The 21,146-nt window shown below is 70.8% G+C and carries 18 protein-coding genes; 14 read left to right on the top strand and 4 right to left on the bottom strand.

Features of this window, described 5'->3' with window-relative positions:
- The first annotated feature begins 309 nt into the window (after positions 1 to 309).
- Entirely contained in the window at positions 310 to 2,004 is a 1,695-nt protein-coding gene (locus BJ979_RS14315; protein WP_179568895.1) for a hypothetical protein, read from the top strand.
- Positions 2,005 to 2,127: 123 nt separating this feature from the next.
- Here the strand turns inward: BJ979_RS14315 and BJ979_RS14310 are convergent, their stop codons facing one another.
- Positions 2,128 to 3,957, bottom strand: coding sequence for a hypothetical protein (locus BJ979_RS14310; RefSeq protein WP_179568893.1), 1,830 nt, complete (start codon positions 3,955 to 3,957; stop codon positions 2,128 to 2,130).
- 177 nt (positions 3,958 to 4,134) lie between these two features.
- On the opposite strand from BJ979_RS14310, the gene BJ979_RS14305 reads away from it, so the two are divergent.
- The 8 genes from BJ979_RS14305 to BJ979_RS14270 all read left to right on the top strand — a co-directional run bounded on the left by BJ979_RS14305 (position 4,135) and on the right by BJ979_RS14270 (position 12,220).
- Entirely contained in the window at positions 4,135 to 6,078 is a 1,944-nt protein-coding gene (locus tag BJ979_RS14305; RefSeq protein ID WP_179568891.1) for a cation:proton antiporter, read from the top strand.
- Position 6,079: 1 nt separating this feature from the next.
- Positions 6,080 to 6,787 (top strand): helix-turn-helix transcriptional regulator, encoded by a 708-nt coding sequence (locus BJ979_RS14300; protein ID WP_179568889.1) that lies wholly within the window; start codon positions 6,080 to 6,082, stop codon positions 6,785 to 6,787.
- Positions 6,788 to 6,972: 185 nt separating this feature from the next.
- The gene (locus BJ979_RS14295) at positions 6,973 to 7,344 is read left to right on the top strand and encodes a VOC family protein (RefSeq protein WP_179568887.1); all 372 of its coding nucleotides are present in this window, start codon (positions 6,973 to 6,975) and stop codon (positions 7,342 to 7,344) included.
- A gap of 77 nt (positions 7,345 to 7,421) precedes the next feature.
- Positions 7,422 to 8,843: an argininosuccinate synthase gene (argG, locus tag BJ979_RS14290; protein WP_179568885.1), complete on the top strand. Its 1,422-nt coding sequence runs from the start codon at positions 7,422 to 7,424 to the stop codon at positions 8,841 to 8,843.
- Between the two features lie 71 nt (positions 8,844 to 8,914).
- Complete coding sequence (locus BJ979_RS14285) at positions 8,915 to 9,763, top strand: HAD family hydrolase (RefSeq protein ID WP_179568883.1); 849 nt, start codon at positions 8,915 to 8,917, stop codon at positions 9,761 to 9,763.
- Positions 9,764 to 9,815: 52 nt separating this feature from the next.
- Entirely contained in the window at positions 9,816 to 10,358 is a 543-nt protein-coding gene (locus tag BJ979_RS14280) for an isochorismatase family protein (RefSeq protein ID WP_179568881.1), read from the top strand.
- A gap of 278 nt (positions 10,359 to 10,636) precedes the next feature.
- A complete protein-coding gene (locus tag BJ979_RS18195; protein WP_179568879.1) occupies positions 10,637 to 11,263 on the top strand; it encodes a CPBP family glutamic-type intramembrane protease in 627 nt (208 codons plus the stop codon).
- A 33-nt stretch (positions 11,264 to 11,296) separates the two neighbouring features.
- A complete protein-coding gene (locus BJ979_RS14270) occupies positions 11,297 to 12,220 on the top strand; it encodes a zinc-ribbon domain-containing protein (protein WP_179568877.1) in 924 nt (307 codons plus the stop codon).
- A gap of 26 nt (positions 12,221 to 12,246) precedes the next feature.
- Here BJ979_RS14270 and BJ979_RS14265 read toward each other — a convergent pair whose 3' ends face one another.
- The 3 genes from BJ979_RS14265 to hutH form a co-directional block, all read right to left on the bottom strand.
- Positions 12,247 to 12,861 (bottom strand): GIY-YIG nuclease family protein, encoded by a 615-nt coding sequence (locus BJ979_RS14265; protein WP_246286781.1) that lies wholly within the window; start codon positions 12,859 to 12,861, stop codon positions 12,247 to 12,249.
- 136 nt (positions 12,862 to 12,997) lie between these two features.
- On the bottom strand, positions 12,998 to 13,786 hold the full coding sequence (locus BJ979_RS14260) for an IclR family transcriptional regulator (protein ID WP_343046721.1): 789 nt from the start codon (positions 13,784 to 13,786) through the stop codon (positions 12,998 to 13,000).
- 22 nt (positions 13,787 to 13,808) lie between these two features.
- Entirely contained in the window at positions 13,809 to 15,488 is a 1,680-nt protein-coding gene (gene hutH, locus BJ979_RS14255) for a histidine ammonia-lyase (protein ID WP_179568875.1), read from the bottom strand.
- A gap of 126 nt (positions 15,489 to 15,614) precedes the next feature.
- Between hutH and BJ979_RS14250 the strand changes: the two genes are divergently transcribed.
- The 5 genes from BJ979_RS14250 (at position 15,615) to BJ979_RS14230 (ending at position 21,133) form a co-directional block, all read left to right on the top strand.
- Positions 15,615 to 16,634, top strand: coding sequence for an arginase family protein (locus tag BJ979_RS14250; RefSeq protein ID WP_179568873.1), 1,020 nt, complete (start codon positions 15,615 to 15,617; stop codon positions 16,632 to 16,634).
- Between the two features lie 136 nt (positions 16,635 to 16,770).
- Complete coding sequence (gene hutU, locus BJ979_RS14245) at positions 16,771 to 18,489, top strand: urocanate hydratase (RefSeq protein WP_179568871.1); 1,719 nt, start codon at positions 16,771 to 16,773, stop codon at positions 18,487 to 18,489.
- Complete coding sequence (hutI, locus tag BJ979_RS14240; RefSeq protein ID WP_179568869.1) at positions 18,486 to 19,733, top strand: imidazolonepropionase; 1,248 nt, start codon at positions 18,486 to 18,488, stop codon at positions 19,731 to 19,733. The genes hutU and hutI overlap by 4 nt, the downstream gene beginning before the upstream one ends.
- Positions 19,734 to 19,815: 82 nt before the next feature.
- On the top strand, positions 19,816 to 20,766 hold the full coding sequence (locus tag BJ979_RS14235; RefSeq protein WP_179568867.1) for a DMT family transporter: 951 nt from the start codon (positions 19,816 to 19,818) through the stop codon (positions 20,764 to 20,766).
- 7 nt (positions 20,767 to 20,773) lie between these two features.
- The gene (locus tag BJ979_RS14230) at positions 20,774 to 21,133 is read left to right on the top strand and encodes a hypothetical protein (protein ID WP_179568865.1); all 360 of its coding nucleotides are present in this window, start codon (positions 20,774 to 20,776) and stop codon (positions 21,131 to 21,133) included.
- Positions 21,134 to 21,146: the final 13 nt, after the last annotated feature.

The following is a 21,146-nucleotide window of genomic DNA, read 5'->3' as shown; positions in this document are numbered from 1 at the left end:
TGCCGGGGCTTCGTCGTGTTCGCGTGGCAGTGCACGCATCGGGACGTTTTCGTCTCGGTCCTTCTCCTCCATCTATGCTCGCTGCGGCGGCCCCTGCCCGAGCGACGACGCGCACTCGACTTCCGCATCCTTCAGAGGTGCACGGGCGCCGCGGTCGCCGGTCAGGTGTCAAACGCTCGTCTATCGGATAGTCAGCCTTCGATGTTCGTTATGACCCACCGGGCTACCTGGAGCGTTGACTGGTCAGCTCGTCATGTGGCGAGCCCTATCGGCGAGCTGCGACGCGATGCGCGCGCTAGTGTTCGCCGAGTGAGCAGTCTCGACCTCGAGGCCGCCGAGGGCGCCGAGTCGCCTCGGGCTGGACTTGAACTCCTTCGTTTGCCGTTCGTCTTCTCACAGGTGGGCGTCCTTGGAGTAGATGCGTTCAGGCGAGCGGCTCGAGAGTGGGGTCTGAACGTCAGCGCGTCGCAGTTGCACTCCGTCCGCCGAGCTGGCCTCCTCGTCCCGTTGTTTGCCGTTGTCGAGGATGCCGACTCCAGCAAGACGATCCTCGTGGATGAGGCCGACCAAGACCGGATAGCCCGCTATGCGCGCGCGGGAACTCTCCGTGCGCCTGATGACGCGACAGTGGACGCAGGATCCGAGTATTTCTACAGTCGCTGGCAGTTGCTCGGGCTCAGAGACGCTCTTCGCGTCCTAGAGAACCGTCGTATATGCCCAAACGCACCGACCGGCAGCGATGAAGCCTTTGCCGACCGAGCGCGAGAAGAGCACCTTGCGCTCGCTGCCCTCGCATCGCGCTTTTATCCCCAGATCGTCGGCCAGGTCTCGTTCCCGTCCTTCGCCGATCAGGACTCAGTTCGACGAGCCGCCCGCGACCTAACCGCAGAGCGTCGGCTGGAGGTCGTGGGGCTGCCGACTGGCCGGTTGCGGCCGGCAGGCGAGTTCCTCCTTGATCGGGCTCGAAACCACGACCCGCTCGCCGAATGGTGGGATGTCATTCGCCACTCCAACCATTTGGGATGGTTCAAACTCCGAGGGCGAGCGCTGGAATCCGTCTGGCAGCGCATCGCCGCGGAAGTCCTGCTCAGGGCTGAGGAGGAACTTGCTAGCGAAACCGGCGATCCGATTCCCTCGGCCAACGGGCCACGCCTTCGACAGGCGCTCACCGATCGCATCGGCCACACCTCGCCGAGCGGTCTCCCGGTCGCCTTGACCAGGATGGCCCTGTCTCCGCAGCCCCGAGTCGTGTTGGTTCTCGAAGGCGATGTGGAGATGTTCCACGTCCGAGCAATTCTTGATGCGATTGAACTCGGACATCGCGTCCGGTTGGTGAACCAGGGAACGTCCAGCGACTCTCCCACTGAGCTGGCGTCCTTCGTTGCTCCGCGACTTGCGCAGGCGAACGGCCGGCGCGCGATCATTGAGGGCGCACCGACATCGCTTGTCGTCGCTATGGACAACGAGGGCGAGTTCCGGGAGTCGAACGGTGCGTTCGATCGCACTGTGTCGAATCTCCGGCAAAAAGTCAGGGATCAGGTCTCCGGCCAGGGCGCAGCCGTGTCGGAGGAGGAACTCGACTCGCTAGTGGACGTTCGGACCTGGGGCGAGCAGAAGTACGAGCTCGCCAATTTTTCTGACGAAGAGCTAGCTGTTGGTCTGGCGCGCGTAGGACTCACTCATGGGGACTCCGCCGAGCGAGAAGAGGACCTTCGTGAGTTGCTCATCTCACACCTTGAACACGTGAGAAATCGGGAACTCGACGTAAAGGTCGTCTATCAGCGAATGCAGTGGCCGGTTCGAAAGATGGACCTCGCCCGCGAGCTACTTTCGGCGCTCACATCGCGAATCGGTCAGGCCGCGACCTACGACGAGCTACCCCCGGTTCTGAAACTAGTCGAGGACGTACGTGTACTTGTAAACCACAACTCTCTGGGCGCCTTCGGCCTCAATGTTGCTCAGCACGAGGACATTGCGACAAACGAGGAGCAACCTCGCCCATAGATAGCGGTCGGCTGCTCTCCGCGATTGCGCAAACCTGCCCGAAGCCGGACCATTCGGCGCGCACATTTTGCCACACCTTGGTCCTGGGTTCGGCGTTCGATCCCTTCCGGAATCCGGCGCCCGCTAGTTCTCGATCGCAAGCACGGGCTTCGGCTCTGAATTCCTCAGCGCCCAGACGGGCCAGCTCCGGAGGTTCTTCACTTGGACTTCGGTGAGTTCCTCGATGACAACCTCGAGCTCCGCCTCATCACCCAAAAGGATGAGCATGCACGCTTCCAGTTCTCGCGCCTGAGCGTCGTCGCAGGGCAGGCCACGCCGAGTAGCGCGGATTTCTCGCCTGACGTCGTCGCCTAGCTCGCCTCGTCGGTGCAAGATCTGCCAAGAGTTGACACGGTGAACCAGCGAGTCGGGGTCTTCGGTCATGAGCCACTGGCAAAGGCTCAAGGCCCCGTTCAGCAGATTGGCGCGCTGGACCCCACTAGACGCAATATCAGCGGCGGTCAGAAGCCGAAGCACCGTGTAGTTCGCCCTGGTCAGTGCCGCTTGCCGATCTTCGAGGTTCGCGTACGAATCGACCAGGTTGTTCAGTCTCAAGTTCAGGATCATCGCCATTTCTTCGGCGGTCACCGACTCGTAGACGGTCGCCCAATCGATCAGTTCCGGCGAGCCGTCATCGTCGATCCGGTAGATCTGAAACCGATCGCGCTTGGTGGGGTCGAACGGATCAATGATTCGGCGGAAACCCGGTTCCTCGGCGGGCATGACAATCGCCATGATTTTGTAGTCGCCGACCGAGAAGTCGTATCGTCCGGTGCCGTCGGAGTTTCCCCGCACTGGTTGGTCTTGCACGAGTCCTTCGTGCATGGCGAGAAGCATCCGTCGCAGATCATCGTCGAGCTGAAGCTCCGAACTAAGCCCGTCATCGATTCCCAGTTCGTCGAAGAGATCAGTCAAGCAAGAGATTTCCTGTCGAATGCTTCGGAGCTCGGTTTGCAGGCCCGGATCGCCGGCTTGCGGTTCGTTGGGCCCGTCGCCGATCTGGAGTGGGCTGCCGGACGCAGCGGCGAGCATGAAGTCGAAGTTCTTCGCCTGCGCTCGGAATGAGCCCTCACGGGTGAGATCGAGGTGCGCACTGATTGCACCAGCGTCGGCTCTGAGACGGATTTTCAGGCCCGATGAGAGGCGGATCAGGGTTGTGTCCGCCTGGAGTCGGCGACCTCTTGCATTAGTGAACTCGACCTCGCCGCACTTGATCGAAACGGCGAGGTCACGCTCTAAGTACTCGCGCGGGAGGACCTCAAGATCGATATCCATGGCCACCTCGAGGCCCCCGGGCAAATGGGCGACGACGACATAGTCGGTGTCGGCGAGTGCGAGTCGGGTAGGGCGATTTTCGTCAAAGCCGTCCAGCGAGTGAACCGTCAGGCTTTCGGCCTGATCTAACAAGACGTCGTTGTCGCCCGGGTTGGAAGTTTGAACGCGACCATTCCAAGTAAGGCGGACGATCGCCTCGATCTGCGGGACTTCCTCCGGAAGCCTCCGCATCTTGACGGAGAAAGACCGCTGTGTGTCTGGCTTGCCGTCAACGAGTCGCCCGATCTTGAATGGGAGCAGTATCACGTAGAACACTTCGCGTTGGGCCCCGCCCTTGCGCATCGGCACGTAGAAGTAGATTCCCCCACCGTGATTTCGAAAGAACTGGAGCACCTCGCGCTCGATCGGGAACGACTGGGAGTCACGGGAAGCCTTCACCTTCGTCGCTGTCGCTCGACCCTTGACCTGCACGGGCACCCGCCCAACGTGTGACATATTGCTCTTTCTGGCAGAGCTGTAGAAGTCGATGTGGCCGTCGGTGATCGGGACTTTGTCCCCCGACTTAATCTCGGGCGCAAGCAGGGGACAAGCGGCGATGCGGTCGACCACGGCCGTGACAGCGAAAAGTTCTACTGACATGCGTCGATTCTCTCGCGGGGGTACGACGAAACATGCGAACTCCGAAGACCCCACCAAGACGTATCGGTCGGGTGACCAATCAGCTGGCAGACCGAGCTTCGCAATGTGTGGGATACCAAAGCGGTGCGGTGGCGGATGAAACGGCCGACCCGCGCACCCGCTCGATAGCCTGACGTGATGGAGAGCATCCACCTCATCGTCCTGGTGGTCGTCGGCGTCGTGCTCGTCGTGGGGGTGGTGTCGTTCTTCGCGGGGCGCATCGGGGTGGCGGCGCCGCTCGCGCTCACGGTCGTGGGCGTGGGGCTCGGGGCGATCCCGGCGCTGCCGCACTTCGAGATCGAGCCCGACCTGGTGCTGACGGTGATCCTGCCGCCGCTGCTCTATGCGGCCGCGCGGCAGGTGCCGTTCGTCGACTTCCGGCGCAATCTGCGGGTGATCGCGTTCCTCGCGGTGATCCTCGTGGTGGTGTCGGCGGTGCTCGTCGGCGTCGCGGTGAGTCTGCTCTGGGTGACGGTGCCGCTCGCGCTCGGCGTCGCGCTCGGCGCGGTCGTCGCGCCGCCCGATGCGGTCGCCGCGACGAGCCTCGGCAAGCGGCTCGGACTCCCGCCGCGCATCGTCACGATCCTCGAAGGCGAGGGGCTCGTCAACGACGCGACCGCGCTGGTGCTGCTCGCCACGATGCTCTCGATCGTCGACGTGCACGCGGCCTCGCCGAGCGGGTGGATGGTCGTGCTCACCTTCCTCTGGGCGGTCGTCGGCGCGCTCGTGATCGGCATCCTGCTCGCCGCGCTGACCCTCTTCCTGCGCAAGCGGATCACCGACGGCGTGCTCGACACCGCGGTCTCGCTCGTCGTGCCCTTCGTCGCCTACCTCGCGGGTGAGGCCGTGCACTCCTCGGGCGTCGTCGCGGTCGTCGTGGCGGGCATCATCATCGGCAACCAGGGCGCGTACCGCATCCCGGCGACGTTCCGCGCGGCCGAGACGAACACCTGGCACGTCGTCACGATGCTGCTCGAGAACGGCGTATTCCTCTTCATGGGGTTCCAGCTGTGGCCGGTGATCGGCGCGGTCGCCGGCGACGGGGATCTGCCGGGCGTGCTCGGCGTCGCCGGGCTCGTGATCGCGCTGCTGGTCGGGGTGCGCTTCGCGGCCGTGCCGCTGCTGCTCTGGACGATCCGCCGGCGCTACCGCAAGCGCTCCGCGGACGCCGAACGGCGCAATGCGCGATTCGACGGACTCACCGAGGAGGAGTTCCAGCGCCGCGCGGCGAGCATGCGCGAACTGGGCGTGAAGCTGTCGCCCTGGCGCAGCCTCACCCGCGGCGTGCGCGCCCGCTTCGGTCTCGTCACCAAGAAGGATAAGGCCGAGCGCGACCGCATCATGGCGCAGCTCGACGAGCTCGAGCGCAACCCTCCGGCCGAGCCGCCGCAGCTCGACGAGGGCAGCCGGGCACGGTTCTCGAAGGGCTTCCAGAACCTGCTGCGCCGCATCGAGCAGCAGAACAACGACCTCAGCGCCGAGCGCGACCAGGCGCTGAGCTGGCGCGACGGCATCATCCTCGGCCTGTCGGGCATGCGCGGCGTCGTCACGGTCGCGGCCGTGCAGACGATCCCCGACGATCAGCCGATGCGCGAGGCGCTCGTGCTCGTCGCCTTCGCGGTCGCCATCCTCACCCTCGTCGTGCAGGGCCTGCTGCTGCCGGTCGTCGTGCGCGCCGTGCGTCTGCCGGGGGATGTGGATCTCGGCGAGCGCGCGCAGGTGCTCGAGCTGCGGCGCACCCTGAAGACCGCCGGCGACAGCGCGGTCGCCGCCGAGGTCGCACGGGCCGCCGCGGAGTCGACGCCGGTGCCGAAGGAGGTCGTCGACGAGGTGGCGGCGCAGTCGGACACCTGGATCGGCCGCCTCGAGATCTGGGCCGAGACCGACCTCACCCAGCCCGACAACCACGTCGTGCAGTTCCAGCGGCTGCGACGGGTGCAGCTCGTCGCCGAGAAGGATGCGCTGCGTGACGCCTACGAGCGCGGCGCCTACTCCTCGGAGGCGATCGAGATCATGCGCGCCGCCCTCGACTCGGAGGAGATCTCGATCGACACGATCGATCAGCGCGCCGCGAGCTCCTGAGGTGAACCGCACCGACCGCCTCTACGCCCTCGTCGAGGAGCTGCGCGCGGCAGCCCCGCGCTCGCGCAGCGCCCGCTCGCTCGCCGAGCGCTTCGCGGTGTCGGTGCGCACCGTCGAACGCGACCTCTCGGCGCTGCAGCAGGCGGGACTGCCTATCTGGGCCCAGCCTGGGCGCACCGGCGGGTACACGATCGACCCGGCCGCGACCCTCGGGCCGATGGGCTTCACCGCCGACGAGGCGCTCGCGGTGATGATCGGCCTGGGGTCTCTGACCCGCGGGCCCTTCGGCGCGGCCGCCGGCACGGCCCTGCGCAAGGTGCTCGCGGTCATGCCCGACGAGGATGCGCGCCGGGCCACCGCGCTGGCGGCGCGCATCCACCTGCTCGAACCCGACGAGGTCGACGCCGCGCCCGTGCCTCCGGCCCTCGCCGAGTCGCTGCGCGCCGACCGCGTCATGGTGCTGCAGTACCGCGACAAGAACGGCGCCGTCACCCGCCGCGAGGTCGAGCCGCTCGGCACGATCGGCAAAGACGGCGCGTGGTACCTGATCGCCTGGTGCCGGCTGCGCGACGGCGTTCGGGCGTTCCGCGGCGACCGGATGGTCTCGGCCGAGCTCACGGACGAACGGCCGCCGCGCCGGGCCCTGCGCCGCGAGGATCTCGACATCCCCTTCGGCACGCTGCGGTCGATCGGCGACGAGCTGGGCTGAACGGGGCGCGGGGACGCGCGGTTGCGGACGTGCGATCCGGAACGCGCGATCGGGGCTGTGCGATCCGAGCCGCGCGCGGGCCGATCACACGAGTTCGCGAAACACCGACAGGACGTTGTCGCACCCTGCGCGCACACTCGATCCCGACGGCGGCACCCGGCTCGCCGACCCGATCGGGAGAGACCATGTCCTTCGCCTCCATCCGCATCATCACCGACGACGTCGACGCGCTCACCGCGTTCTACGAGACCGTCACCCGCAGCACCGCCGCGCGCCCCAGCCCGCTGTTCGCCCAGTTCTCGGGCGACGGCGCCACCCTCGCGATCGCGAGCCCGCAGACCGTCGCAATGCTCGGCGACGGTGTCGCGACGGCCGCCAACCGCTCGGTGATCGTCGAGTTCGAGGTGGCGGATGTCGACGGCGAGTTCGCGCGCATCGCGCCCGATCCCTCGACGGTGGCGCTGGCGCCGACCACGATGCCCTGGGGCAACCGCTCGGCGCTGCTGTGCGACCCGGACGGCAACCTCGTCAACCTGTTCAGCCGCCCGGTGAGCTGAGCGCGTCCCGCGCGAGTTGTCGCCCGGGCGCGGGCCCGCGTTCGGCGCGCACCCGCGCAGGCTCTACCCTCGTAATCGTGACCAAGGTTCTGAGCAGCATCCCCGTCGGCGAGCGCGTCGGCATCGCATTCTCCGGAGGGCTCGACACCTCCTGTGCGGTGGCCTGGATGCGCGAGAAGGGCGCGATCCCCTTCACCTACACCGCCGACATCGGCCAGTACGACGAGCCCGATATCGAAGCGGTGCCCGGCCGCGCCGCCGAGTACGGCGCCGAGAAGGGCCGCCTCGTCGACGCGAAGTCCGCACTCGTCGAGGAGGGTCTGGCGGCGCTGCAGTGCGGCGCGTTCCACATCCGCTCGGGCGGCAAGACCTACTTCAACACCACGCCGCTCGGCCGTGTCGTCACCGGCACCCTGCTCGTGCGGGCGATGAAGGAGGATGGCGTCGACATCTGGGGCGACGGCTCCACCTACAAGGGCAACGACATCGAGCGGTTCTACCGCTACGGCCTCATGGCCAACCCGCGCCTGCGCATCTACAAGCCCTGGCTGGACGCGGCGTTCGTGACCGAGCTCGGCGGACGCAAGGAGATGAGCGAGTGGCTCGTCGCCCGCGGCTTCCCCTACCGCGACGCCACCGAGAAGGCCTATTCGACCGACGCCAACATCTGGGGCGCCACCCACGAGGCGAAGAACCTCGAGGAGCTCAGCTCGGGCCTCGACATCGTCGAGCCGATCATGGGTGTCGCCTCCTGGCGCGAGGATGTCGAGATCGCCACCGAGGAGGTCTCGGTGCGCTTCGAGGCCGGTCGCCCGGTCGCGATCAACGGCGTCGAGTACACCGACCCCGTCGCCCTCGTGCTGGAGGCGAACGCGATCGGCGGGCGCCACGGTCTCGGCGCGAGCGATCAGATCGAGAACCGCATCATCGAGGCGAAGTCGCGCGGCATCTACGAGGCGCCCGGCATGGCGCTGCTGCACGTGACCTACGAGCGCCTGCTCAACGCGATCCACAACGAGGACACGGTCGCGAACTACCACGCCGAGGGCCGCCGTCTCGGCCGCCTCATGTACGAGGGCCGCTGGCTCGACCCGCAGTCGCTCATGCTGCGCGAGTCGCTGCAGCGCTGGGTCGGCTCGGCCGTCACCGGCGAGGTCACGCTGCGCCTGCGTCGCGGCGACGACTACACGATCCTCGACACCACCGGCCCGGCGCTGAGCTACCAGCCCGAGAAGCTGTCGATGGAGCGCGTGGGGGATGCCGCCTTCGGCCCCGACGACCGCATCGGCCAGCTCACGATGCGCAACCTCGACATCGCCGACTCGCGCTCGCGCCTCGAGCAGTACGCCGCGGCCGGTCTCATCGGCGGCGCCACCGGCGAGCTCGTCGGCCAGCTCGAGGCCGGCGAATCGGATGCCATCCTCGGCGGCGGCGACGCGGAGGACCCGAACCTCGACTCGCTCAACGACGGCGCCGCGTTCGACCTCGGCACCGACTGATACGAGACCCACCTCTGACGGGGCCGGGCGATGCGCAACCTGCGCGTCACCGGCCCCGTTAGCGTTGCGGCATGACGACCCGCCGCCGCCTGATCTTCCTCGACGTCGACGGAACCCTGCTCGACCACGGCGAGCGGCTCTCGCCGGGCGCCGTCGCGGCGGTGCGCGGGGCGCGCGAGGCCGGGCACCTGGTGTTCGTGTGCACCGGGCGGGCTCGGGCCGAGATCCCGACGATCATCACCGACATCGGCTTCGACGGCGACGTGACCGCGGGCGGCGGCTTCGTCGAGCTCGACGGCGAGCTCGTGGCCGCCCGCACGATGCAGCGCGAGCGGGTCGTCGAGACGATCGACTTCCTGCAGACGCGGGGCATCGAGTTCCTGCTGCAGAGCTTCGACGCCGTGCACCCGAGCGCCGGACTCGCCGATCGGCTGCGCCCGTTCTTCGAGCGCTACGGCGCCTGGACCGGCGCGCCCGAGTTCGAGGATGCGAGCATCCACCTCGTCGAGCGCGACTGGGAGAGCGACCCCGAGCTGCTCGACCGCATCGCCAAGATCACCTTCTTCGGCGACGACCCGACGACCTTCGCGACCGTGCGCGACGGGCTCGGCGAGCACTTCCACGTCATCACCGGATCGATCCCGTTCCTCGGCGAGTCGGGCGGCGAGGTCAGCCCGGTCGGCGTTCACAAGGGCAGCGCGATCCTCGCCGTGCTGGAGCGGCTGGGGGAGTCGATCGACGACGTCGTCGCGATCGGCGACAGCGCCAACGACATCGAGATGATCGCGATCGCCGGTCTGGGCATCGCGATGGGCAACGCCGACGGCGCGGTCAAGGCGGTGGCGGATGAGGTGACCGCCTCGGTCGCCGACGACGGCGTCTGGAAGGCCTTCCAGCGGCACGGACTGCTGGCGCGCTGAGCGTTCCGCGCGCGTTGGCGCCCGCGTCACGCTCGCGGGCTAGGTTCGCGGCATGACCCTCCTGATCATCGATGCTCAGCGCGACTACTTCACCGGCGGCGCCTACCCGCTCGTCGGCGTCGAGGCGGCAGGCCACGTCATCGCCGCCGCCCTCGCGGACGCACGCCGTCGCGGCGAGCGGATCGTGCACGTTCAGCACCTCGAGCAGGATGCCGAGGCGGGCTTCCTGGTCGCCGGAACCGACGGAGCCGAGATCCACCCCGTCGCCGCCCCGCTCGCGGGCGAGACCGTCGTGACCAAAGCGCTGCCGAACGCCTTCGCCGGAACCTCCCTCGCCGCCGAGCTCGGGTCGGCGACCGCCGATCCGCTCACGATCGCGGGCTTCATGACGAGCATGTGCGTGGATGCGTCCACGCGTGCCGCGCTCGATCTCGGCTTCGACGTCTCCGTGGTCGCCGACGGCTGTGCCGCTCCCGATCTCGAGTACGGCGGCACGGCGGTCGACGGGCGCACCGTGCACACGGCGTTCCTCGCCGCCCTGCGTGACGCGGGGGCGCGGGTCGTGCCGCTCGCGGAGGTCGCGGCCGCGGGCTGACCGGCTCGACAGCTCGACCAACTCGACCGGTTCGACAGCTCTACAGCACGCCGCGCTCGGGAAGCACGCCGCGGCGGGCGCCTCCCGTGCTGACCCGGCCGATCAGTCCGCCGCTTGACCCTGCCCTCGGGGCACGCCGTTGACTCGCGATCGCGGCCTCGCCGGATGCGCGGGGCGGAGAGCGAGGCGGAGAGACGATGGCGATCGACACCAGCAGGACTTCAGCGCCGATGCGGGATCGGCCGAGATGGGATCGGCCGGGATGGGCGGAGATCGCCGTGGCCGTTCCCGTCGTCGTGGCGCTCTACCTCGGCACCGCGCTGCTGACCTTGATGCTCCCCTCCGACGGATCTCTCCCGGGCCTCGCGAACTTCGCGATCTCGGCGGCCGTGCCGGCGATCGCGTTCGGGGCGGCGGTCGTGATCCGCATCCGCCGAGTGCAGCCGTTCGGGCTGCGTCGGGTGCGTCCGTGGTGGATCCTGGCCGCGATCGGCATCGGGATCGCGAACGTCGCGCTCAGCTGGCCGGTCGCCGCGCTGATCGATCCTCTCGTCCCGGGCGCCGGAGACGTGCAGCAGAGCTATCGCGACAGCTCGATGGCCGGGCCGGCGGGGCTGATCGCGACGATCGTGCTCGGCGGCATGCTGACCCCGCTCGGCGAGGAGCTGTTCTTCCGCGGGGTCATCACCCGGTTCCTGCTGCGCTGGAACACCGCGATCGCCGTGATCCTGGGCGCCGCGATCTTCGCGGCCGCGCACGGCGTCAACGATGTGACCCCGATGGCGTTCATCATCGGCCTCGGCAACGGACTGCTCCTGCGTTACTCCCGGTCGATCTGGCCGGGAGTGGCGGTGCACGTGACCTACAACACGATCGGGATGGTGATCCACTCCCTCGGCATCTGACCTCGTGTCGGCGGTCGCGCCTAGCGTGCGAGCGTGGTCGAATCCGTCGAGCAGTGGTGGCAGCGCCGCCAGTTCTCGCGCGGCGTCGACGTGCCGTACCCGATCGGCACCTACCGGGAGGCATGGTCGTCGTATCCGGTGCTGATCCGGCAGTACCACCCGGATCTCAATCACGGCTTCACGCTGACGCAGATCCCGCCCGCGGCCGAGGTGCTGCTGCTCTGGGAGTGCGACGCCGGGCACCGCTTCGCTGCGACGCCGGGAGAGCAGCGCGACCGACCGGGACGCGAGCGTCGCCGATCGTCGTGGTGCCCGGAGTGCCGCGAGCTCGCGCTGAAGCGGCCGGTGGCGCGCCCGCGGCTGCCCTCCGAGGTGGATGCGGCGGTCGCCGGCACCGCGTCGGGTCTCGTCATCCGGGGCGCGGCGGGGCCGGTGCGGCCCGCGGTCGGAGCAGCCGCAGCCCGACCGCGCAAGCCGGCGAGGCCGGCCCGTCCGCTGTGCGCGAAGACCCCCGACCTCCCCGTGGGCGAGGCGTTCGTCAGCGTGTGCGCTCCGAAGCCGGCTTCGGTCATCGAGGGCGAGCTGCGCCAGCACCTCGCCGAGCTGCTCGACCTCGACCAGAGCGCGAACGCCATCCGTCTCGGCCGGGCGTTCTTCGATCACGTCGAGGCCTGGCCCGACGTGCTGCTGCCCGAGCTGCGCATCGCGATCGAGTACGACAGCACCGGCCGGCACGGGCTCGAGCACGTCGGGCGGCGTGAGGCGGTCGACCGGCGCAAGGACCGCGCCGTGCGGGCGGCCGGTTGGGAGGTGGTGCGCATCCGCACCGGGAAGCTGCCGGCGCTCGGGCCGCACGATCTGCTCGTCAGCGGGCTGACGAAGGCGTTCTGGCCGCGGCTGCTGGATGAGCTGCGGGCGATCCGCGGGGAGCTGTTCGTCGACGCCTACCTGCGCTGACGATCAGCCCCTCAGCCCGGACGGCCTCAGCCGCGCAGCGCGAGCGCCTCGCTGCGCCAGCGCGCGTGCAGCAGCCAGGGATCGTCGACTCCGGCGCTGAGCGCAGCGAGGTGCGCATCCAGCTCGTCGGAGCGGGCGAACCACTCGGTCGTGCCGTAGCGTGTGGCGGCGAACTGCGCGTGCCGGGCGCGTTCGCGATGGCGGTCGCCGCGCTCGATCGCCACGAGCTCGTCGTGCCAGAGCTGCTGCATCCGCTGGCCGAGGTTGCCCGAGGTTCCGATCTTGAAGCGATCGCCGTCGCCGCTGTGACCGCGGTCGGCGACGCGCAGGTAGTAGACGACGTCGACGCGCAGGGGTCGGCCGCCGCGCTCACCGAGATCGTCGGGGAGCTCGCCGTGGCGCCACTCGCACACCGCGCACAGCCAGCCGCTCGGGTAGCGCACGCCGAGGCGCGAGCCGCAGGCCACGCAGGGGGCAGGCAGCGCATCCTCGATTCCGGAGGTCGCCCCGTCGACCGCGAGTGCGAGATGGTGCGGGCAGAGCGGGACGAGCGCGTCGGGATCCGCGGTGTCCCCGCAGTCGGGAGCGCAGCATCCCGGGCCCGCACCCTGCTCGCGCAGCTGATCCCGCTTCGGCGTCATGGGCGCGAGCGTAGGCGGCGCCGCCGACACGGGAGCGTGGGATGGGGGCGGGAGGGACGGGTGAGCGCCGCGTCACCGACGTGGAGGCTCGGGCGGCGCGGCGCGGCGCGGGGCGGGGCGGGGCGCCGCGGCGCCGTCAGGCGCGCGAGGCGTAGAGCCGGCGCGAGATCTCGGCGGAGACGGCGCCGAGGCGTTCGGCGAGGCTCGCGAGCGCCGCGGGGTCGGCGGCGACGGGCGCGTCGTCGGGGAACGTCAGGGCGATGCCGGCGACGGGCCAGTCCCGGTGGTCGAGCACGGGAACGGCGATCGACGACAGGCCGGGCGTGACGTCGCCGCGCTCTTCCGCCCATCCGCGTCGGCGCACCTCGTCGAGCACCCGGCGCAGCTCGGCGTAGCTGGCGACGCCGGGGCGGTCAGGATGCCGCTGCACGAAGGCCTCGGCGTTCGGGAACAGCGCGCGCAGCTGAGCGGGCGGCAGCGCGGCGAGGATCGCGCGACCGCTCGCCGTGAGGCTCGCGGGCAGGCGCACATCCACGTCGGTCACGAGCCAGGGGGCGTGCTTCGCGCGCTCCTCGATCACGTAGAGCACGTCGCGGCCGTGCAGCACCACGAGGTGCGCGCTGACGCCGATCTGGTCGACGAGGCGGGCGACCTGCACGCGGGCGATGCGGGCGAGCGGCTCCTGCCGGGCGTAGGCGGAGCCGAACTCGGCCGCCGCGACGCCCAGGCCGAAGCGGTTCTCGTCGGCGAGGCGCAGCACGAAGCCGGCCCGCTCGGCGACGTTGAGCAGGTGGTAGACGCTCGAGCGCGGCAGGTCGAGGCGCTGCGCGATGGATGCGGCGGGCAGCGGCCCGGTCGAGGCGAGCAGGCTGAGGATGCGCAGGCCGTTCTCGAGTGCGGGCACCCGCGAGGAGGATTCGGTCACCAGCACCCCTCGACTCTCCCGCTCAGGCCAGCGCGCCGACCGCGCCCTCGACCACTTCTAGCACGCGCCCCGACACGACATGCTGCACGGCCCGCTCGATGTCGGGAGCCGTGACGACGTCGTCACCGGCGGGGGCGATGTCGCCGCGGAACAGCGCATGCACGGCCGAGCCCGCCGATCCGGGTGCCGCATCGACGGCTCCGGCGGCTCCCGCGACCGCGCCGGCGCGGAAGTCGAGGGCGCGGGTGCCTGCCAGCAGCTCGATCGCCAGCACCCGGCCGAGACCGTCGACGCTGCGGCGCAGTTTGCGGGCGGCACCCCATCCCATCGACACGTGGTCTTCCTGCATGGCCGACGAGGGGATCGAGTCGACCGAGGCGGGTACGGCGAGGCGCTTGAGCTCGCTGACGATGCCGGCGGCGGTGTACTGGGCGATCATGAGTCCCGAGTCGACGCCGGGGTCGCCGGCGAGGAACGGCGGCAGGCCGTGGCTGCGGTTGACGTCGAGCAGCCGGTCGGTGCGGCGCTCCGACATGGAGGCGACGTCGGCGGCGGCGATCGCGAGGAAGTCGAGCACGTAGCCCACGGGGGCGCCGTGGAAGTTGCCGTTCGACTCGACGCGGCCGTCGAGCGTGACGACGGGATTGTCGATCGCACTGGTCAGCTCGATCGCGGCGACCCGGGCGGCGTGCGCGATCGTGTCGCGGGCGGCGCCGTGCACCTGCGGGGCGCAGCGCAACGAGTACGCATCCTGCACGCGGGTGAACTGCCCCTCCGTGCGGCGCGAGACGAGCGCGGAGTCGGCGAGAACGCGCGACATGTTCGCGGCCGAGGCGGCCTGGCCGGGATGCGGACGCAGCGCGTGCAGGTCGTCGGCGAACACGCTGTCGGTGCCGAGCAGGGCTTCGACGCTGCCGGCCGCGCTGACATCCGCGACCCGCAGCAGGTGCTCGAGGTCGTGCAGGGCCAGCAGCAGCATGCCGAGCATGCCGTCGGTGCCGTTGATGAGAGCCAGGCCCTCCTTCTCCTCGAGCACGACCGGCGTGATGCCGGACTCAGCGAGCACCTCGGCGGCGGGACGCAGCGCGCCCTCGGCATCACGCACCTCGCCCTCGCCCATGACGGCGAGCGCGCAGTGGGCGAGCGGCGAGAGGTCGCCCGAGCAGCCGAGCGAGCCGTACTCGTGCACGACCGGCGTGATGCCGGCGTTGAGCAGGTCGACGTAGACCTGCGCGACCTCCGGGCGGGCTCCGGTGCGGCCCGAGGCGAGGGTGTCGACGCGCAACAGGAGCAGGGCGCGCACGACCTCGCGCTCGACCTCGGCGCCGGTGCCGGCGGCGTGCGAGCGCACCAGGCTGCGCTGCAGCTGACGGCGCTGCTCGCGGGGGATCGACAGCGAGGCGAGCGCGCCGAAGCCGGTCGAGACGCCGTAGTGGGGGAGCGTGTCGCTCGCGAGCTCGTCGATCACCCGGCGACTCGCGGCCATGTCAGCGAGAGCGCGCTCGCTCAGCGCGACGCGGGCGCCGTGCCGGGCGACGGCGACGACGTCGGCCGGGGCGAGGGAGCGACCGCCGAGACGGATGACGACGCCGTCGCCCGTCTCGACGGCGGTCGGGGCCGCGGTCGGGGTGCCGGGGCTGGTGGTGCCGCGGTTCGGGGTGCCGGAGTGCGGACCGGTCGCGGGGGCGCTGCTCGACGTCATGCGCCCATTCGACTGCGTCGCGCGACGACTGGGATGCCGTTGAGTCGCATCCGCGTCTGTGATTTCAGACAGCCGCGCGGCCGGGCCCGATGCCGATGCGCGGGGCCCGCGGATAGCATCCCGGCCATGACGTCGGAGTCTGATCACCCCAGCGCACCCGCGGATGACGCCGGAGCCACAGCCACAGCCGCGGCCGTCGCCGGCGGTGCCGCACTGCTCGCGCACGACCCGCTCTGGCCGCGCACCGGTTCGTGGCCGGTGCCCGAGGGCGACACCGACCTCACGCTCGTCGGCGTCGGAACCCACCGCACCTCGCTGTCGCGGAGCCGTGCCGACACGACCCCGGCGGCGATCCGCGCGGCGCTGCGGAGGTACTCGGCGTTCGCGACCGTGCCCGGTCGCGGAGCGGTCGATCTCGAGCACGAGCTGCAGCTCGCCGACGCCGGCGATCTCGCCGCTCCCGATCACGGCGTGGATCCGGATGCGGAGGGCGTCGACGGCGAGCAGCGCGCGATCGCCGCGCTGGCGGCCCTCGCGCGGCGCACGCGTCTGCTGCTCGCGCTCGGGGGCGACAACGCCGCGACGGTTCCGGTCGCGCTCGGGGCGTTGGGTGACGGGATCGTCGGGGCCGGACTCATCACCTTCGATGCGCACCACGACCTGCGCGAGGGCATCAGCAACGGCTCGCCCGTTCGGCGCCTGATCGAGGCCGGGCTCGACCCCCGGCGGGTCGTGCAGATCGGCATCGCCGACTTCGCGAACTCGCTCGAGTACTCCCGCCGCGCGCGCGACCTCGGCATCACGGTCATCACGCGCGACGAGCTGCTCGACCGGCCGATCGCCGACGCGGTCGCCGAGGCGCTCGAGATCGCGGGCGGCGCCGGGCCGACGGCCCGCATCCACGTCGACGTCGATGTGGATGTGTGCGACCGCTCCGTCGCGCCGGGCTGCCCCGCCTCGGTGCCCGGCGGCCTGTCGGCGGCCGAGCTGCGGCGCGCGGTGCGCACGGTCGCCGCCGATGCGCGCGTGACCTCGCTCGATCTGACCGAGATCGATGCGACCGCTGACACTCCCGACGGCCGCACCGTCCGGCTCGCCGCGCAGCTCGTGCTCGAGTCGGCCGCCGGCCTCGCCGCCCGCCCCTGAGAGCGGAGCCGCCCCCGTCGGTCGTCTGGCCCGCCAGACAGGCGCTCTGCGCAGCTCGTTGTCGCACTGGCGGACGCGAGCTTGGATCGACTCGACAGCCGCGCGCACCGTCGCCCGCGGCGAGGAAGGTGACGACATGGCCCTCCCCGGATCCCGCCCCGTGCGCGCCGCCCGCGGCACCGAGCTGACCGCGCGCAGCTGGCAGACCGAGGCGCCCCTGCGCATGTTCCACAACAACCTCGATCCCGAGGTCGCCGAGCGGCCCGACGACCTCGTCGTCTACGGCGGCACCGGTCGTGCCGCGCGCAGCTGGGAGGCCTTCGACGCGATCACCGCCGAGCTCACCGGCCTCGCCGATGACGAGACCCTGCTCGTGCAGTCGGGCAAGCCGGTCGGCGTGCTGCGCACGAATCCGTGGGCGCCGCGCGTGCTGCTCGCCAACTCGAACCTCGTCGGCGACTGGGCGAACTGGCCCGAGTTCCGCCGGCTCGAGGCCGAGGGGCTCACGATGTACGGCCAGATGACGGCCGGCTCGTGGATCTACATCGGCACCCAGGGCATCCTGCAGGGCACCTTCGAGACCTTCGCCGCGGTCGCCGCGAAGCGCTTCGGCGGTACCCTCGCCGGCACGCTGACCCTGACGGGCGGCTGCGGCGGCATGGGCGGCGCGCAGCCGCTCGCCGTCACGCTCAACGGCGGCGTCTGCCTGATCGTGGATGTCGACGAGACCCGGCTGCGTCGTCGTGCCGGCAAGCGCTACCTCGATCGGGTCGAGACGGACCTGGATGCGGCGCTCGCCGCGGTGCTCACCGCGAAGGAGGAGCGCCGCGCACTCAGCGTCGGCGTCGTCGGCAACGCGGCCGAGGTGTTCCCCGAGCTGCTGCGCCGCGGCGTCGCGATCGACATCGTGACCGACCAGACCTCGGCGCACGATCCGCTCTCGTACCTGCCGGTCGGCATCGGCGTCGAGGAGTGGCACGACTGCGCGGCGGCCGACGCCGAGGAGTTCACCCGCCGCGCCCGCGAGTCGATGGCGGCGCACGTCGCCGCGATGGTCGGCTTCCAGGACGCCGGCGCCGAGGTCTTCGACTACGGCAATTCGATCCGCGACGAGGCGCGCCAGGGCGGTTTCGAGCGGGCGTTCGCGTTCCCCGGTTTCGTGCCCGCCTACATCCGCCCGCTGTTCTGCGAGGGCCTCGGGCCGTTCCGCTGGGTCGCGCTCTCCGGTGACCCGAAGGACATCGAGGTCACCGACCGCGCGATGCTCGAGTTGTTCCCCGAGAACGAGCACCTGCGCCGCTGGATCACGGCGGCCCAGGAGCACGTCGAGTTCGAGGGGCTGCCGGCCCGCATCTGCTGGCTCGGCTACGGCGACCGCGCGAAGGCGGGCGTGCGCTTCAACGAGCTCGTCGCCTCGGGCGAGATCTCGGCGCCGATCGTGATCGGCCGCGACCACCTCGACTCCGGCTCGGTCGCCTCGCCGTACCGCGAGACCGAGGCGATGATCGACGGCTCCGACGCGATCGCCGACTGGCCGCTGCTCAACGCGCTCACGGCCGCGTCGTCGGGCGCGACCTGGGTGTCGATCCATCACGGCGGCGGCGTCGGCATCGGGCGCAGCATCCACGCCGGCCAGGTCGGCGTGGCCGACGGCACCGCGCTCGCCGCCGAGAAGCTGCAGCGGCTGCTGACGAACGACCCGGCTCTCGGAGTCATGCGGCACGTGGATGCGGGCTACGCCCGAGCCGCCGAGGTCGCGGCGGAGCGCGGAGTGCGCGTGCCGATCGCGGCGACGATCCGCGATGGCGACGACTCCGCCGCCGGCATCGCGCCCGCCGGCGAGGGCGCCGAATGACCTCCCCGGGCACGCTGCTCGTCACGAACATCGGCGAGCTGACGACGAACGACGACGAGCATCGCGATGGCGCGCGGATCGCGGATGCGGCTGTCGTGATCGAGGGCGACCGCTTCGTCTGGGTGGGGGAGGCGTCGGCGGCCCCGTCGGTCGATCAGCGTCTGGATGCGGGTGGCCGCGCCGCGCTGCCCGGCTGGGTCGATGCGCATACCCACCTCGTCTACGCCGGTGACCGCTCCGCCGAGTTCGAGGCGCGGATGGCCGGTCAGGCCTATGCCGCGGGCGGCATCAACGTGACCGTCGCGGCAACCCGCGCCGCCGACGAGGCCGAGCTCGAGCGTCTGCTGGTGCAGCGGGTGAGCGAGGCGCAGGCCTCGGGCACGACCGCGCTCGAGACGAAGACGGGCTACGGGCTCACGGTCGCCGACGAGGAGCGTGCGGCGCGGCTGGCGGCGCGCTACGCCGACGAGGTGACGTTCCTCGGCGCGCACGTCGTTCCGCCGGAGGCCGAGGCCGAGGGCGCCGCGGGGCGCGCCGCCTATCTCGACCTGGTGACGGGGCCGATGCTCGACGCCGTCGCACCGCACGTGAGCGCGGTCGACGTGTTCTGCGAGAAGGGCGCCTTCAGCGAGCAGGAGAGCGCTCGGGTGCTGCGCGCCGCCGCTGAGCGCGGGCTGGCGACCCACGTGCACGGCAACCAGCTGGGCTACGGCCCGGGCGTCCGGCTCGCGGTCGAGCACGGCTCGCTCAGCGTCGATCACGTCGGCTTCCTCGATGACGGCGACGTGGATGCGCTGGCCGGCACCTGGCACGACCCCGCGCGGGAGCGGGGAACGGTCGCGACGGTGCTGCCGGCCTGCGACCTGTCGACGCGGATGCCGCTCGCGCCCGCGCGCCGTCTGCTCGACGCGGGGGTGCCGATCGCGATCGCGAGCAACGCGAACCCGGGCACCTCGAACACCTCGTCGATGGCGTTCTGCGTCGCGACAGCGGTGCTGCAGATGCGGCTCACGGTGGCCGAGGCGGTGCGCGCGGCGACGCTGGGCGGCGCGATCGCGCTCGACCGTCACCGCGCGCATCCCGCCGTCGGGGATCGACCTGAACGTCCGCGGCTCGGCGTGGTCGCGGTCGGGGCACGAGCAGACCTGCACCTGCTCGACGCCCCGAGCGCGAGCCACCTCGCCTACCGGCCGGGCATGCCGCTGACGCACGCGGTCTGGCGTGCAGGTCGGCGCGTGGTCTGACTGTCGTGAGGGTGCATCCCTGCCACGAACCTTGGCAGGATCTCGACGGCGACGCGGATGCCGCCATCACTAGCCTGACGCCATGACCCGACGCGGCGTGATCCTGTTCGCGGCGCTCGGGCTCGCCTGGGGTGTGCCGTATCTGCTGATCAAGGTCGCCGTCGGCGAGCTCGAGCCGGCCGCCGTCGTGCTCGGCCGCACGGCCATCGGCGCGATCGTGCTGCTGCCGATCGCCCTCTTCCGGCGTCAGGTGCTCGTCGTGCTGAAGCGCTGGAAGCCGCTCGTGGCGTACACGATCGTCGAGATCCTGCTGCCGTGGTTCTTCCTGTCGAGCGCCGAGACGCGGCTGCCGAGCTCGACCTCCGGTCTGCTGCTCGCGGCCGTGCCGATCGTCGGCGTGATCGTCGCCATCCTCATGGGCCGCCCCGAGCGGCTCGGCGTCGGAGGTGTCGCCGGCATGGTGCTCGGCACCCTCGGCGTGGCCGCGCTCGTCGGTCTCGATGTCTCCGGTTCCGACCTGGTCGGCGTCGCCGAGCTCGCGATCGTCGTCGTCGGCTACGCGTTCGGACCGGCGATCCTGGCGCGGTGGATGTCCGACCTGCCCGGTCTCGGCGTCGTCGCCGTCTCGCTCGCTCTCGCCGCCGTCGTCTACGCGCCGGTGACCGCCCTCACCGGCTCGTTCCCGACCTCGGTGCCCTCGCTGCCGGTCATCGGATCGGTCGTCGGCCTCGGCCTGATCTGCAGCGCCCTCGCCTTCCTGCTGATGTTCGCGCTCATCCGTGAGATCGGGCCGGTGCGCATGACGATGATCACCTACGTGAACCCGGCGGTCGCGATCGGGGCGGGTGCCCTCGTGCTCGGCGAGCGGGTGACGGTGTGGACGATCGTCGGCTTCGTGCTGGTGCTCGTCGGCTCGTTCCTGGTGACGCGGCGTCGGGGCGCGCCCGAGGCGGCCACGCTGCCCGAGCCGGAGGCGGCGGTCGTCGTCGAGCGCGCCGGTCCGGCGGGGAACGCCCGGCCGGATCCGCGATGATCGGGGCATGAGCGACGACGACGCGAACGGCACCGGCGGCACGAGCGGAACCGAGGATCAGCCCCTGGTCGAGATCAGCGTCACGCTGGCCGAGCCGATGACGCCGTCGACACGGCTGCTGAAGGCCCTCAATCGCACGACGGGACGCTCGCTCGGCGAGCTGCAGCGCGCGGCCGAGGCGGGGGAGCCCGTCGTGACCGTCAATCTCTTCGGCTCCGACCATCTCGCCGCCGCGCCGCGCGTGCTCGGCACCGCCGAGCTGCTCGTCGGGAACGGCCTGGCGATCGAGGTGCACGACCGTACCGACGGCGTGCCGGAGCGGATCGATCTGCCGACCCTGCGCGAGATCCTCGGCGCGACGGGCTGACGGCTCCGCCGCG

Source organism: Schumannella luteola, assembly GCF_013408685.1.
GTDB classification, from domain to species: Bacteria; Actinomycetota; Actinomycetes; order Actinomycetales; family Microbacteriaceae; genus Schumannella; species Schumannella luteola.
This window is presented reverse-complemented; position numbering and strand designations above follow the sequence as displayed.

Excerpts from the sequence above, each read along its gene's own strand:
- BJ979_RS14310 (WP_179568893.1), bottom strand. The coding sequence starts at position 3,957 with ATGTCAGTAGAACTTTTCGCTGTCACGGCCGTGGTCGACCGCATCGCC.
- BJ979_RS14305 (WP_179568891.1), top strand. The coding sequence starts at position 4,135 with ATGGAGAGCATCCACCTCATCGTCCTGGTGGTCGTCGGCGTCGTGCTC.
- BJ979_RS14295 (WP_179568887.1), top strand. The coding sequence starts at position 6,973 with ATGTCCTTCGCCTCCATCCGCATCATCACCGACGACGTCGACGCGCTC.
- BJ979_RS14285 (WP_179568883.1), top strand. The coding sequence starts at position 8,915 with ATGACGACCCGCCGCCGCCTGATCTTCCTCGACGTCGACGGAACCCTG.
- BJ979_RS14280 (WP_179568881.1), top strand. The coding sequence starts at position 9,816 with ATGACCCTCCTGATCATCGATGCTCAGCGCGACTACTTCACCGGCGGC.
- BJ979_RS14265 (WP_246286781.1), bottom strand. The coding sequence starts at position 12,861 with ATGACGCCGAAGCGGGATCAGCTGCGCGAGCAGGGTGCGGGCCCGGGA.
- hutH (WP_179568875.1), bottom strand. The coding sequence starts at position 15,488 with ATGACGTCGAGCAGCGCCCCCGCGACCGGTCCGCACTCCGGCACCCCG.
- BJ979_RS14250 (WP_179568873.1), top strand. The coding sequence starts at position 15,615 with ATGACGTCGGAGTCTGATCACCCCAGCGCACCCGCGGATGACGCCGGA.
- hutU (WP_179568871.1), top strand. The coding sequence starts at position 16,771 with ATGGCCCTCCCCGGATCCCGCCCCGTGCGCGCCGCCCGCGGCACCGAG.
- hutI (WP_179568869.1), top strand. The coding sequence starts at position 18,486 with ATGACCTCCCCGGGCACGCTGCTCGTCACGAACATCGGCGAGCTGACG.
- BJ979_RS14235 (WP_179568867.1), top strand. The coding sequence starts at position 19,816 with ATGACCCGACGCGGCGTGATCCTGTTCGCGGCGCTCGGGCTCGCCTGG.
- BJ979_RS14230 (WP_179568865.1), top strand. The coding sequence starts at position 20,774 with ATGAGCGACGACGACGCGAACGGCACCGGCGGCACGAGCGGAACCGAG.